Here is a 13,787-nt window from a genome sequence, read left to right as displayed (position 1 = left end):
CGACACCGGCAACGACGCAGTGGGGGTACCGCCCGCTTGCGGGGGACGAAGCGATGAGGAGAAGCGGTGCGCATGACCGGGCGAGCACTGTGAGAGTTGCGGTCACCGGGGCCAGCGGAGTACTCGGCCGGGGCCTCGTCGCCAGACTGCTCAGCCAAGGCCACCAGGTTGTCGGCATCGCCCGCCATCGACCCGAGAGCTGGCCCAGTGCGGCCGATTTCGTTACGGCGGACATCCGGGATGCGGCCGCGGTCAGACGCGCGATCACCGGCGTCGACGTCGTCGCGCACTGCGCCTGGGCCAGAAGCCCCGGGCCGGACAGCCACCTCAGCCACCTGGTCAATATCGACGGCACGCGCAACATCGTGGAAGCGATGAGCACGTCCGGAACCGGACGCATCGTCTTCCCTAGCTCCGCCCACGTCTACCGGGCTGGGGAACCACCTGCCGCTGAAAACACTGAAGTCGCACCGAGTTCCATGGAGGGCCGGCACAAAGCCCGGGTTGAGCAGATGCTGGCGGACTCCGGAGCCCAATGGGTCGCCGTGCGCTCGGCACTGATCGTCGGCCGCAGCGTCGACAATTGGGTGCGCCGGGTATGGGCCTTGCCGGTATTCCCCGACGGGTCGGCCGATTCCGTCGTGCAGGTGGTCCACGTCGACGACGTGCTGCGCCTGCTGGTCCGGGCCATCCTGGGTACCGACAGTGGTGCGGTGAACCTGGCCGCGCCGGGTCAGCCGACTTTTCGCCAGATCGCCGCCACACTGGGCCGCCCCATTCTGCCGTTTGCCTCCGGGGCGCTGCAGCCTGTCTCGCCCTTCGCCGAACTCGAACTGCTGCAAGGCGTTCCGATGATGGACACGTCTCGGCTGCACGACGACTGGGGATTCCGACCGGCGTGGACCGCCGAGGAGGCCGTCCAAGATTTCGTCTTGGCGGTGCGCGGCCGGGTCTGCGTGGGCAGGCGGGTGGTGTCGCTGCCCTGGCGGCTGGCCACGATCCAGGACCTCCCGGCCGTCGATGCTCCGGCAGAGGACGGTGTGGTTCCCAGATTGGCTGGGCCCCAAGGGGTCAACGGCGAGTTCGACACCCCGATCGATCCCCGTTTCCCGACGTTCCTGGCGACGAATTTGTCCGAGGCGCTGCCTGGTCCGTTTTCGCCGTCGTCGGCGTCGGTCACCGTACGCGGACTGCGCGCCGGTGGGGTGGGAATCGCCGAACGGCTGCGGCCCGGTGGGGTGATTCAGCGGGAAATCGCGATGCGAACGGTGGCGGTCTTTGCCCACCGACTGTACGGGGCCATCACCTCGGCGCACTTCATGGCCGAGACCGTGCCGTTCGCCAAGCCGGCCATGATCGTCAGCAACAGCGGGTTCTTCGGCCCCAGTATGGCGTCGCTGCCCATCTTCGGGGAGGAGCGGCCGCCGTCGGAATCGCGGCGAGCCCGCAGACTTTTGCGCACCATCCGCAACATCGGGGTATTCGGCGTCAACCTGGTCGGGTTGAGCGCAGGCTCGCCACTGGATACCAGCGATTACCTTGACGACGTCGACCGGCTGGAGCATCTGACCCGCGACATCGCGCAGCTGGACGATCGCCGGCTGCTGAGCCTGATCCTGCTGGCACGAGACCACGTGGTTCACGGCTGGGTCTTGGCATCCGGGTCGTTCATGCTGTGTGCCGCCTTCAACGTGTTGTTGCGTGCCTTATGCGGCCGGGACACCGCACCGGCGGCGGGGCCGCAATTGGTCAGCGCGCGTCCGGTGGAAGCCGTGCAGCGGCTGGTGAGTGCCGCGCGGCGCGATCCCGACGTGATGCGTGTGCTGGCGGAGCCGGGGGAGTGCCTGGGCAAGCTGGCGGTGGCGGCGCCGCAGTTCTACGCCTTGGTGCTGCAAGAGCTTTCGTTGATCGGCCATCGCGGTCCGGCTGAGGTCGAGATGCTGTCGACCAGCTACGCCGACAATCCGGAACTGCTGGTCCGGATGGTGGCCAAGGCGCTGAGCGCCCCGCCCGCACCGGAGCCCCAGCATCCGGTAATCCCGTTGCGGGCCAAGCCGGTTGCGCTGCTGGCTGCGCGTCAGCTACGGGATCGGGAAGTCCGTCGCGACAGGATGGTCCGCGCGATCTGGGTGCTGCGCGATCTGCTGCGTGAGTACGGGCGCCGGCTGGTCGCGGCCGGTGTCGTCGAAACCACCGACGACGTGTTCTATCTGCTGGTCGATGAGCTCGACGCGCTGCCCGGCGATGCCGCCGAGCTGGTGGCCCGGCGCCGGGCCGAACAACGCAGGCTGACTGCCGTCGTTCCGCCTACCGTGTTCAGCGGGACTTGGGAGCCATCGACCGGGTCGTCGGCTGCGTTGGGGGCCGGGGACACGTTGCGCGGAGTCGGCGTCTGCGGTGGCCGGGTCCGCGGCCGGGTGCGGATCGTGCGTCCGGAAACCATCGATGACCTACAGCCAGGCGAGATTTTGGTCGCCGAGGTCACCGACGTCGGCTATACCGCCGCCTTCTGCTACGCCGCGGCGGTGGTCACCGAGCTCGGCGGCCCGATGTCCCACGCGGCCGTGGTGGCCCGTGAGTTCGGCTTCCCGTGTGTGGTCGACGTCCAGGGTGCGACGCGATTCCTGCAGCCCGGTGCGCTCATCGAGGTCGACGGCGCCACGGGGGAGATTCACGTGCTCGAGCTGGCTTCCGGGGACTCGGCGAGCGACTGAAATCACTTGCGTCACTGTGGTTTCAGGAGTCCCGGGGCCGGGGACTTTGTCGGTGCTTTGCGATAGCATTCGAACATGCGTTCGGATCGGGAGTCGGTCGTCGCGTCGTTCGACGCGCTGCAGACGGCTGTGTCACGGCTGCAGGACCTGTCCTTTGACGCCTTGACCACCCCTGAACGCATGGCCCTGCTGGAGCGTTGCGAAACGGTTCGGCGCCAGCTGCCGAGCATCGAACATGCCCTGATCAATCAGATCGCCGAGCAGTCCAGCGAGGAGGAGTTGGGCGGCAGGCTGCCTTCGGCGTTGGCCAGCCGGTTGCGGATCACGCGTGCTGAGGCCAGCCGGCGGGTGGGCGAGGCCACCGAGCTCGGTGAGCGCCGCGCCCTGACCGGCGAGCCGTTGGCGCCGCAATTGAGCGCGACTGCTGCCGCTCAGCGCGCCGGGCACCTCGGCGAGGCGCATGTGCGGGTGATCCGCGACTTCGTTCGTCACCTACCGGTAGAGGTGGACATCGAGACTCGGGAGAAAGCCGAAGCCCATCTGGCCCGGCTGGCCACCCGGTTTCGCCCCGACCAGTTGACGAAGCTGGCGCAGCGGCTGATGGACTGCCTCAATCCCGATGGCACCTTCACCGATGAGGACCGGGCCCGCCGCCGCGGATTGACCTTGGGCAAGCAGGGGTTGGATGGGATGTCGCGGCTCAGTGGTTGGCTGACCCCGGAAGCGCGGGCCGGGCTGGATGCCGTGCTGGCCAAGCTGGCCGCTCCTGGCATGTGCAACCCGGCGGACGAGAGTCCGGTGGTCGACGGACCGCCGCCCCAAGACGTGGCGCAGCGCGACATCCGCTCGGAAAGCCAGCGCAACCACGATGGCCTCAACGCCGCACTGCGCGGGTTGTTGGCATCGGGAAACCTGGGGCAGCACAACGGGTTACCGGCGTCCATTGTCGTGTCCACCACGCTCAAAGAGCTCGAAGCCGCCGCCGGCAAGGCACTCACCGGCGGTGGCACCCTGCTGCCCATGTCGGATGTGATCCGCCTAGCCCGCCACGCGAATCATTACCTCGCGATCTTCGACGAAGGTAAAGCCCTGGCTCTGTATCACACCAAACGCCTGGCCTCGCCTGGGCAACGAATTGTCTTGTACACCAAGGATCGTGGGTGCTCGGCCCCGGGCTGCGACGTGCCGGGTTATCGATGCGAGGTCCATCATGTCCGGGAGTGGGCCGGCACCCGTCGTACCGACATCGACGACCTCACCTTCGCCTGCGGGCCCGACCACAAACTCCTCGACAAAGGCTGGATCACCCGAAAAAACAGCCACGGCGACACCGAATGGATTCCGCCACCACATCTCGACCACGGGCAGCCGCGAACCAATAGCTTCCACCATCCCGAGAAGTTGCTCACCGACGATGCCGACGACGGATTCTAGGGTGGGTGGCCCCAATCCGCATGGCGCCCAGCAGGTTGTTCGCGTCCACGCCCTTCAGCCGCATCGACTTGCGGGTACCGGCTAGTCGGGCGAAGTGGTTTGGTCAGCTGCGAGCAGGGATCCGAATACGCTGGCGGCGACGGCGATCGCGTCGGCCTGGCCGAGGATGACACCACGAAGCTCGGGATGGCTGTCGAGATGTGCTTGCGCGTCTTGCGCGGTGGTGTGGAATGTAATCGACTCGCATGCAGTGTTGGCCAGGGTTCCGCAGCAATCGGTTCGGCTGATCACTACGACGGCGGAGGCGGGTTGCCATATCCAGTCGCTACCGTGGCGTTGAATCTGTATCCGCGTTTGGCTGACGGGATCGGCGGAGTATATGACGCCGTCGCTTCCGCTCATCAGCGGGATACCCAGCGCGTCGATGGCGCACATCGCTGCGACCGGAGGGTGCCCGGTCAGATGGACGATATGCGTTGTGGGCCTGCCCGAGAAGGGGTAGGCGACCTCGATGTGTCCGTCAGCCGCGGTGTGCACCAGGTCGTCGGATTCCAGTCGGTACAACGCGTCGTCGAGTTCGACGCCCAGCGCATTGGCTGTCTTGCGTAAATCGTCACGGTGACATCGGCCGTGGTCGAGGAAGCGGCGCAGTACAGCTCGGTGTAGTTCCCGGATTGTCGGCGGGAGCTGCTGGGCGGCGGTGGCCGGCGACTCGGGTGCATTCGCGAACTGGTCGGCCATCAAGATTCCGTTGTCGTGGGCGCATGGGCCCGCAATGCGTCGAAAACCCGCGACGGCGTGGGCAAGTCGAGTCTGCACGCATTGCCGATAGGTGGTCCGGCCTCGGGACGCATCACGTCAACCCCGTCGACCAGGACCGTCGGTGAGTGATAGCTACCGACACGGTCGATTATCGGCATGTCGATGCCCAACGATGCCAGGCATTCGGTGATCGTCGCCCTGGCGGCGGCGGCGTGGGGGCATCCCGGAGAGGTGAGCAGTTCAATTCGCATAATGGTTCAGCCCGCAGCGGTTGACGTTGTAGCGGCAGCTGTTTCGATGTCATGCAAGATCGGGCAATCCGGTTCGGAGGGGTGCCGATCACAGGTCGCGGTCAGTCGGCCGAGCGCATCGCGCATAGCCGCGAGTTGCTCGATGCGCTGCTGCAGCTCGGCGAGCCGGGTGCGGGCCATCGCCCTCGCCTCGTCGCACGAGTTGAGACCGCCCTCGGCCAGAGACAACAGATCCTTGATGTCATCGAGGGTGAATCCAAGCCGCTGTGCACGCTTGACGAACCGCACCACCCGCACCGCGTCAGGCGTGTAGGCCCGGTAACCCGATGGGGTCCGCCGGGGTTCGGGCAGCAAACCGCGGCATTCGTAGTAGCGCAGCGTTTGAACGTTGACCTGCGCCTGCCTGGCGACCTCGCTGGTTCTCACCTCTCAAGCATGAACCTTGTACTCAACTACCTAGTCAAGCCGACGCCGGCATGCCGATGGTCATGGAAGAAGATCCCCGCGGTACCACCGGGCGGCCGACGGTCAATCGGGTCTGTACCGCGTTCATAGCGGCATCGTAGCGGCGCGACCCAGAACCGCTGTGAGCTACGGATATGCCGCGCAGGGCGCGCTGGCAGACCTGGAGGCATCCCGGCAGTGGAGTACCTCAGCAGCTGAACGCCATTCCCACCCCGTCGGGCGGCGGCACCGGTCGCAGGCAACCGAACGGCTCGACGCCGCCGGCGCTGAGCCGCACCGCGGACTGGTGGGCATAGTTCACGCAGAGCAGCCCGGCTTGACCGGCGCGGCAACGGTAGTCGCCGAAGGACAATGAGTCCCCGTCCGCCAACTCGGGTCCGTTGCCGGTGACGAACGGCCCGGGGTCGCCGCGGGACGCTCCGACCTGCAGCTTCACCCCGTCGAAGTCAACCCAGCCGGCCTTCCATTCGCCGTAGGCGGTGGCGGGAGCGGGCGGGGGATTGGTCAGGCTGACCAGGCAGACCAGCGCGCTGCCGGTGTGTTTGGAGTCGGTCAGACACGACGCTTTGCCGGACTGGGCGGCAAACGCGATGTCGTCGCCCAGCTCGGTGATGACACCGTCGCGGCTCACCTTGTGATAGCGCGTGGGGTCGGCGGGCCGGCCTGCTTCGATCCAGGTGACGACGGCCGAGATCGGGGCGCCGGCCGCCGGTGCGGCGGAAGCGGCCGTCGGTGGGGCCGACCCGGGCGTCGGTTTGCTCGTCAGCGACGACGCCGCCGCCCCCGCCGATGAGGGCGTGCTGGTCGGCGATTGCCCCGGCCGGCCGCCGATGTCGTGCGAGCACCCGGCGACCAGCAATGGCACTGCGACCAGCATGGCGATCCGCATCGATTCAGGCTAGCGGCCTCGGCGTGGCTAAGGGTGCTGCCCATCCGGTGTGCCCTGCGAATCCGCTAACGTCGGGTTATGCACGAGCGCACCGTCCGCGCACGCACGGTCACCGGCATCGTCGAGGGCTTCACTCGCGACGGCGTGAACCGCTGGCGATCCATCCCCTACGCCAGGCCGCCGGTGGGGCCGTTGCGATTCCGGGCGCCGCGGCCGGCGCAGCCCTGGTCCGGTGTGCGGCACTGCCACGGGTTCACCAACTGCGCGCCCCAGCAGCGTCGGTACACGATGCTCGGCGTCGGCAAGTACCAGCCGATGAGCGAGGACTGCCTGACCCTCAACGTCGTCACGCCCGAAGCCCCCGCAACCGAACCGCTGCCGGTGATGGTCTTCATTCACGGCGGCGGCTACATCCTGGGCAGCTCGGCCACCCCGCTGTACGACGGCGCCGCGCTGGCCCGGCGTGGCTGCGTCTACGTGTCGGTCAACTACCGGTTGGGTGCGCTGGGCTGTCTGGACCTGTCGTCGCTGTCGACGGCCGACATCACCATCGACGGCAACCTGTACCTGCGCGATTTGGTGCTGGCGCTGCAGTGGGTCCGAGACAACATTGCCCAGTTCGGTGGTGACCCCGACAACGTCACCATTTTCGGGGAAAGCGCCGGCGCTCACATCACCGCCACACTGCTGGCGGTGCCGGCCGCAAAAAGCCTTTTCGCGCAGGCGATTTCGGAAAGTCCGGCGGCGGGCATGGTGCGTCCCCGCGAGCTGGCCGTTGAGTTCGCGGCACGCTTCGCCGATCTGCTGGGCGCACGCCCGCGCGATGCCGCCAGCGCGCTCATCCGGGCGACCCCGACTCAACTGGTCCAAACCCAGCACCGACTGATCGAGCAAGGCATGCAGAAACGGTTGGGCGCCTTCCCGATCGGCCCCACCTTCGGCGACGACTGCCTGCCCGTCGATCCCGTCGAGGCGATGCGGTCCGGGCAATCGCACCGGGTGCCGCTCATCGTGGGCACCAACGCCGAAGAGGGCCGGTTGTTCACCCGCTTCCTCAAGATGCTGCCGACCAACAAGGCGATGATCGACGAACTCCTGGCCGACGCGGAACCGGCTACCCGGGAACGTATTACCGCGGCCTACCCGGATTACCCCAAGCCGTCGGCATGCATCCAACTTGGCGGGGATTTCGCGTTCAACGCGGCCGCCTGGCAGATCGCCGAGGCGCACGGCGCGCACGCCCCTACCTATCTTTACCGCTATGACTACGCCCCGCGGACCCTGCGCTGGTCCGGGCTCGGGGCTACGCATGCGACCGAACTGCTCGCCGTCTTCGACATCTACCGGACCACGTTCGGTGCGTTGCTGACCGCTGCCGCCGACCGGGGACATGCACTGCGGGTGAGCGACGAAGTCATAAGGCGCTGGCGGTCTTTCAGCCAGACCGGTGTGCCGGGCGACGACTGGCCGGCCTATACGCACACCGAGCGAGCCGTGCTGGTGATCGACCGGAAGTGTCGCGTCGAGTTCGATCCGCACCAGCACCGCCGGGTGGTCTGGGACGGCTTTTCGCTGGTGCAGTGACCATGGACCCCGACCACGAGCGCGTCATCGAACGACCGGACGATCTCACCGCGCCGTGGCTGACGGCGGCGATCGGTGCCGGCACGGTCACCGATTTCACCGTCGAGCGCATCGGCACCGGCCAGATGAGCGAGTGCTACCGCGTCGTGCTCGCCTACGCCGCGGCCGCCGGCCCGCGGTCGGTAGTCCTCAAGGTCGCGGCGACCGATCCGATGAGCCGGCAGACCGGCCGGACGTTGGGTCTCTACCAGCGTGAGGTTCGGTTCTACCGCGACATCGCGCCACGCCTCGACGGGCCGGTCGCCCCCTGTTACCACGCGGCGGTCGACGTCTCGACCGGCGCATTCGACCTGCTGCTCGGTGACGCCGGGCCGGCTGTCGTCGGCGACGAAATCGCCGGCGCCACAATGGAACAAGCCCGGCTTGCGGTCAGGGAGCTGGGACGGCTGCACGGGCCGCTGCTCGGCGACGCGACGCTGGCCGACGCGCCGTGGCTCCACCGTGACGCACCCCTGAATCAGGCGATGATCGCGTCGCTCTACGCCGGCTTCGTCGAGCGTTACGGCGACCAGATCGCACCCCGATGCCGGGAAGTGTGCGACCGGCTGGTGGCCGCTTTCGACGGCTACCAACATGCCGCTCAAGGCGCAATCCAGGGGCTCGTACATGGCGACTACCGTTTGGACAACCTGCTTTTCGGCGAAGCCGGAGCCGACCGGGCGTTGACGGTGGTCGACTGGCAGACCGTCTCCTGGGGTCCGGCGATGACCGATCTGGCGTACTTCCTGGGCTGTGCGCTACCGACGCAAGACCGCCGGACCCACTACGACGACCTGCTGCGGACTTATCACCAAGCGCTGGGGCCCGAGCCGCCGATCAGCCTGACAGAGGTCGCCGAAGGTGTCCGCGGGCAGAGCTTTTTCGGCGTCATGATGGCAATCGTCTCGTCGATGCTGGTGGAGCGCACCGAGCGGGGTGACCGGTTGTTCATGACGATGCTGCAACGCCATTGCGACCACGTGCTGGACACTGACGCGTTGGCGACGCTGCCGGCCGTTGAGCGACCCGAGCCGCTGCGGCCTTCGGACGACGACGAACTCGCCCACGCACCGACCGACGAACCGCTGTGGAGCGAGAGCTGGTACGCCGACTTCGTCGACACGCCACAGGGATTGGGCGGCTGGTTCCGGCTGGGCCGGATAGCCAACCAGCAGACTGCGTGGGTGCACGCGCTGCTGTGCGGACCCGACATACCGACCGTGGCCGTCGTCGACGTCGACGTCCCGCTGCCCGACGACCCGTGGGTGGTGCGCACCGACGCCATCGAGCTGGGGCACGCCGTCAGCGCACCGCTGCAGACGTATCGCGTCGACCTGCACGCGCGCGGTCAGGCATACGCCGACCCCGCGGCGTTGTTGCGCGGGGAGCCCGGAGATCCGGTCGAGCTAACCATGCGCCTGGTCTGGACCACCGACGGCCGCCCCTATCGGTATCGCGTGACGCCGCGCTACGAAATACCTTGCACCGTCTCGGGAACCGTCACCGTCGATGGGAGGGGCTACCGCTTCGACTCCGTTCCCGGGCAACGCGACCACTCCTGGGGCGTGCGTGATTGGTGGAGCATGGACTGGATGTGGAGTGCCGTGCACCTCGACGACGGCACCCACCTGCACGGTGTCCGAATCCAAATCCCGGGCGCCCCGGCCTTCAGTGTCGGCTACGTTCAAGACGCTCACGGACAGCTCACCGAGCTGCAGGCGGTGGACATCCAGGATAGCTTCGGCCCCAACGGTTTACCGCTGCGCGCAACACTAAGCCTTGATCGCGGTGAGCTCACCGCGGACGTCGAGGTACACGCGCACGCACCGGTGCGGCTGGCGGCCGTCGACGGGCGGGTAAGCCAATTCCCGCGCGCCTGGGTCGCTGTCAGCACCGCCGACGGCCGCAGCGGTGTCGGCTGGCTGGAATGGAATCGCAACCAGGCGTGACCACGGCGCCCGCGCCGATGCGTTGTCCCATTGTGGTGATGGGTGTTTCAGGGTCCGGCAAGTCGACGGTGGGCGCAGCCCTCGCCCGGCGGCTGGGGATGCCGTTCCTGGATGCCGACACGCTGCATCCACCGGCGAACATCGCCAAGATGGCCGCCGGCCAAGCCCTCGACGACGACGATCGCTACCCATGGCTGCGACGGGTGGGGGAGTGGCTGGCCGCCCACCGCGACGGCGGCGTGGCCAGCCGTTCGGCGCTCAAACGGACCTACCGCGATCAATTGCGAGCGCATTGCCCGCAGCTGCAATTTCTGCATCTGAGCGGCTCCGCGGAACTGATCGGCCGGCGGCTGGCCGGCCGAACCGAGCACTTCATGCCGGCTGCGCTGCTGCGATCGCAGCTGGACACGCTGGAGCCACTCGCCGGCGACGAGCCGGGTGTCGTCGTGGATCTGAGTCACGACGTCGATGCGATCGTCGAGAGCTTCCTGGCTAGCTGCGGCGGCGCTTACCCTGGCGTTTGACCTGCTCGCGTGCGGTGTCGGCCAGATTGCTGCCGCGGGTCACCGCTGTGTCGGCGAGATGGGAACCCTGGTGACGCACCGTCTCGGCGAGTTCCAGGCGGCGTAGCCGTGCCTTGCTGGCCAGCTTTTCGCCCTTGGCGCGCGCCGCCTCGGCCAGCGGCGCCCCTTTTTCGGCCGCGGTACCGGCCAGATGGCGGCCGCGTTCCAAGGCGGCTTCGGCGTAGGGCGCGCCTTTTTCGGCGGCTGTCTCGGCCAGCTCCCGGCCACGCTCGGCTCCGGCCTTCAGGCCGTGCACAATCTTGTCCCCGAGATCTCCTAGCTCAGTGCCCAGTACGGTGTCGTCTGATCCTGGCAGCGTCGAGGAGACCGCCTCGGAGAGGCGGCTCGCCGCGCGCCGGCCGCGCCACGCCAACGACGGCTTGCCCGCGGTGTCCGCCGAGGCGATGATCAGCCCGCCCAGCAGGCTCAGGTCGGTCAGGAATTCGCGTCGCTTCTGCGCCTTGACCGCCGGATCGGGTTCGCTCCAAAACATATGGGTGCCAAGGTTGCCGGGTATCACGGTCAGCGCCAGCGCCGCCGAGGCGAGCCGCGGCAGTCGGCCGGTGGCCAGCAGCACGCCACCCCCGATCTGGACGGCCGCGTTGATCTGAGCGAACGTCTCGGCATTGGACGGAATGCTGCTGCCGACGGGATCCGGCAGCGTCCGCAATCCGCTCACGGTGGGCTGGGCGGCTTCCGCCGCGGGCTTCGGGTTGAGCAGCGACTCCACCCCCTGGCCGATGAACGCCGCTGACAGCATGGGTCGGGCGATTCTGCGAATCAACATGGGCGGGGTATTCCCCGGTCCGGGTTCCGGCAAACCGGCCAGGCCGTCGCCGGAGCCCCAAGCGGCCCGCAACCGCTGGGATTAGGGTGGACATTGTGCGAGCGCTGATCATCGTCGACCTGCAGAACGATTTCTGCGAAGGCGGCTCGGTGCCGGTGGCGGGCGCCGACCGACTGGCCCGGGCGATCAACGACTACCTAGCCGGCCGGCCCGGTTACCGCCACGTGGTGGCCACCGAGGATTTCCACATCGATCCCGGCGGCCACTTCTCCGACCAGCCGGACTATTCCTCGTCGTGGCCTGCGCACTGCCGGGCCGGAAGCCGCGGCGCCGACTTCCATCCCGACCTCGACACCGGCCAGCTCGAGGCCGTCTTCCGCAAGGGTGCCTACGGCGCCGCCTACAGCGGGGCCGAGGGCGTCGACGAGCATGGCACCACGCTGCCGGACTGGCTGCGGCAACGGGGGATCGACGAGGTCGACGTGGTCGGCGTCGCCACCGATCATTGCGTACGGCGCACCGCCGAGGACATGGACCGCGCCGGCTTCGCGACCCGGGTGTTGGTCGACCTGACCGCGGGAGCGTCGGCCGATACCACCAAAGAGGCGCTGACGCAGCTGCGCACCACCGGCATCGCGCTGGTCGGGAGCCGCTGATGGCGCTGCCGGATCGCGATGATCTGCTGGCCGCTGTCGAGCGGTCGCCGCGGGCCGCCGCAGCGCACGACCGCGCCGGCTGGGTAGGCCTGTTCACCAGCGACGGCCGGGTCCAAGACCCGGTGGGCTCGCAGCCGCACGTGGGCCACGAGCAGATCGGCCGGTTCTTCGACACTTTCATCGGTCCGCGAGATATCAAGTTCCACCGCGACCTCGACATCGTCTCCGGCTCGGTCGTCCTGCGCGACGTCGAACTCGAGGTGGCAATGGCACCCGCGGTGACGATGTTCGTTCCCGCCTTCTTGCGCTACGACCTGCGAAAGGTCAACGGCAACTGGAAGATTGCCGTTCTCCGGGCGTACTGGGACTTGCCGGCGATGATGCTGCAGTTCCTGCGGAGCGGAGCGCCGGCGATGTCGCCGGCGCTGAAGCTGTCGCAGGGGCTGTTGGGCAATCAGGGCCTGCGCGGCACCGCCGGCTTCCTGACCGGATTTCGCCGCGTGGGCGCGCGTCGCACGACACTGGTGACGACATTTCTCGACGCGGTCGGGCACGGTGACACCTACGCCGCTGGACGTGCGCTATCGCCCACTGCGGCAGTGACTTTGGGCGATGACGAGGTACTGGACCTGGCCGAACTAGGGCACCAGCTCCGTGGGGTCAGCTGGACGAAGATCAACGGCGCCGGATCAACGGTCACGGTGTCGCTGGCATCCGATCATGGGCGCGGGATCATGTTCGCCGAACTGCCGTGGCGCGGCAATCTGATCAACCGGATCCGTTACTTCCCCGCGTGATTCGGTTGGGGCGACGGTAGCGGTCACAGATCGCTGCGCACCGTGTGCGCCGCGGCGACCGACATCTGGGCGACCTCCTCGATGAGGTCGTCTCGGGACACGGTGAGCTTTCCGTCGAGCCAACTGGTGACGGCCTTGGCGGTGCCGGCCACGATCACAAGGGTGGCGACCCGCAGGCGATGGTATTGGCTCTGGTCGCTGCCGGTTCCGGCGAGCAGCAGCTGGGTGAGCAGCTCGGCGAGTTCGTGCTCGGCCCCGCCGACGGTGTCTTTGAGCAGCTCGCTGCCGATCAACTCGGTGAACAACCGCGCCTTGCGGGGATCATCGGTCAGCACGGTGATCACCCCACCGATGCCCATCCGCGCGCGATCTATCAGCTCGGTGGCGGAATCGGTCATCGAATCGAGGACGCCGCTGCTGATTTCGGCGAGCAGACCCTGCGCCAGGGTCACGAAAAGCTCGTCGCGGGTCCGGAAGCTTTCATAGAAGTACCGCTTCGACAGGCCGGCCTGACGACTTACCGCCTCGATGGTCGTCGCCGCCATCCCGACGGTGCCGGCAACTTCCAGACACCCCTCGAGCAACTGGTTACGGCGCAGGTCGCGTCGTTCCTCTGCGCTGACGCCGCGAAATGGCCTCACGACGCGGATCACGAAGTCATCTTGGCACAGCATCGGGGCGCCTACGCTGCTTGGAGCTGCTCACGCCGATCCGTTTGAATTAGTGACTTTCGGCCCTACGGCCAAAACATGACACCTGTCAATAATTGTCGGAACCGTCCAGTTCCTACTTTGTGCAGGGGACCCGATGCCGAGCCTTCCCACCATGCCGCGGGTTACCCTTTTCCGCCCGAGGAAATCCAATCCGGTTGTCCTGCCGCGGCCCGACGGCCCGTCG

General features: G+C 67.6%; 13 protein-coding genes. 7 read left to right on the top strand and 6 right to left on the bottom strand.

Translation table 11 applies throughout. The annotated features are described in order from the left end of the window. Positions 1–89 precede the first annotated feature (89 nt). Complete coding sequence (locus EET03_RS14900; protein ID WP_075542948.1) at positions 90–2,714, top strand: sugar epimerase family protein; 2,625 nt, start codon at positions 90–92, stop codon at positions 2,712–2,714. Positions 2,715–2,789: 75 nt separating this feature from the next. Continuing rightward, positions 2,790–4,148: an HNH endonuclease signature motif containing protein gene (locus tag EET03_RS14895; RefSeq protein WP_075542947.1), complete on the top strand. Its 1,359-nt coding sequence runs from the start codon at positions 2,790–2,792 to the stop codon at positions 4,146–4,148. 81 nt (positions 4,149–4,229) lie between these two features. Here the strand turns inward: EET03_RS14895 and merB are convergent, their stop codons facing one another. The 4 genes from merB to EET03_RS14875 all read right to left on the bottom strand — a co-directional run bounded on the left by merB (position 4,230) and on the right by EET03_RS14875 (position 6,515). Then, positions 4,230–4,889 carry an alkylmercury lyase family protein gene (gene merB, locus EET03_RS14890; RefSeq protein WP_063472778.1) on the bottom strand — a complete coding sequence of 220 codons (660 nt, stop codon included), beginning with the start codon at positions 4,887–4,889 and terminating at the stop codon, positions 4,230–4,232. Further along, entirely contained in the window at positions 4,889–5,161 is a 273-nt protein-coding gene (locus EET03_RS14885; RefSeq protein ID WP_063472777.1) for a hypothetical protein, read from the bottom strand. The genes merB and EET03_RS14885 overlap by 1 nt, the downstream gene beginning before the upstream one ends. Before the next feature lie 6 nt (positions 5,162–5,167). Beyond that, on the bottom strand, positions 5,168–5,587 hold the full coding sequence (locus EET03_RS14880; RefSeq protein ID WP_075542946.1) for a heavy metal-responsive transcriptional regulator: 420 nt from the start codon (positions 5,585–5,587) through the stop codon (positions 5,168–5,170). Between the two features lie 226 nt (positions 5,588–5,813). Further along, positions 5,814–6,515, bottom strand: a complete 702-nt coding sequence (locus EET03_RS14875; RefSeq protein WP_122508784.1) for a hypothetical protein — start codon at positions 6,513–6,515, stop codon at positions 5,814–5,816. A 78-nt stretch (positions 6,516–6,593) separates the two neighbouring features. On the opposite strand from EET03_RS14875, the gene EET03_RS14870 reads away from it, so the two are divergent. Genes EET03_RS14870 through EET03_RS14860 form a run of 3 tightly spaced genes read left to right on the top strand, consistent with a single transcriptional unit; the run spans position 6,594 to position 10,611 of the window. Further along, positions 6,594–8,099 (top strand): carboxylesterase/lipase family protein, encoded by a 1,506-nt coding sequence (locus tag EET03_RS14870; protein WP_075542944.1) that lies wholly within the window; start codon positions 6,594–6,596, stop codon positions 8,097–8,099. Between the two features lie 2 nt (positions 8,100–8,101). Continuing rightward, the gene (locus EET03_RS14865; RefSeq protein ID WP_075542943.1) at positions 8,102–10,087 is read left to right on the top strand and encodes a DUF7064 domain-containing protein; all 1,986 of its coding nucleotides are present in this window, start codon (positions 8,102–8,104) and stop codon (positions 10,085–10,087) included. Then, the gene (locus EET03_RS14860) at positions 10,066–10,611 is read left to right on the top strand and encodes a gluconokinase (protein WP_244232371.1); all 546 of its coding nucleotides are present in this window, start codon (positions 10,066–10,068) and stop codon (positions 10,609–10,611) included. The genes EET03_RS14865 and EET03_RS14860 overlap by 22 nt, the downstream gene beginning before the upstream one ends. Here EET03_RS14860 and EET03_RS14855 read toward each other — a convergent pair. Beyond that, positions 10,580–11,437, bottom strand: coding sequence for a DoxX family protein (locus tag EET03_RS14855; RefSeq protein WP_075542941.1), 858 nt, complete (start codon positions 11,435–11,437; stop codon positions 10,580–10,582). The two genes, EET03_RS14860 and EET03_RS14855, sit on opposite strands and share 32 nt — an antisense overlap. A gap of 95 nt (positions 11,438–11,532) precedes the next feature. On the opposite strand from EET03_RS14855, the gene pncA reads away from it, so the two are divergent. After that, positions 11,533–12,093 carry a pyrazinamidase PncA gene (pncA, locus tag EET03_RS14850; RefSeq protein ID WP_075542962.1) on the top strand — a complete coding sequence of 187 codons (561 nt, stop codon included), beginning with the start codon at positions 11,533–11,535 and terminating at the stop codon, positions 12,091–12,093. Further along, positions 12,093–12,890 carry a nuclear transport factor 2 family protein gene (locus tag EET03_RS14845; protein ID WP_075542940.1) on the top strand — a complete coding sequence of 266 codons (798 nt, stop codon included), beginning with the start codon at positions 12,093–12,095 and terminating at the stop codon, positions 12,888–12,890. The genes pncA and EET03_RS14845 overlap by 1 nt, the downstream gene beginning before the upstream one ends. Positions 12,891–12,913: 23 nt before the next feature. Here EET03_RS14845 and EET03_RS14840 read toward each other — a convergent pair whose 3' ends face one another. After that, entirely contained in the window at positions 12,914–13,543 is a 630-nt protein-coding gene (locus EET03_RS14840; RefSeq protein ID WP_167470640.1) for a TetR/AcrR family transcriptional regulator, read from the bottom strand. Positions 13,544–13,787 lie beyond the last annotated feature (244 nt).

The organism is Mycobacterium innocens, from assembly GCF_900566055.1.
Lineage (GTDB): Bacteria > Actinomycetota > Actinomycetes > Mycobacteriales > Mycobacteriaceae > Mycobacterium > Mycobacterium innocens.
Note: the sequence above shows the minus strand (reverse complement) of the source record. Positions and strands in the feature narration are given on the sequence as shown.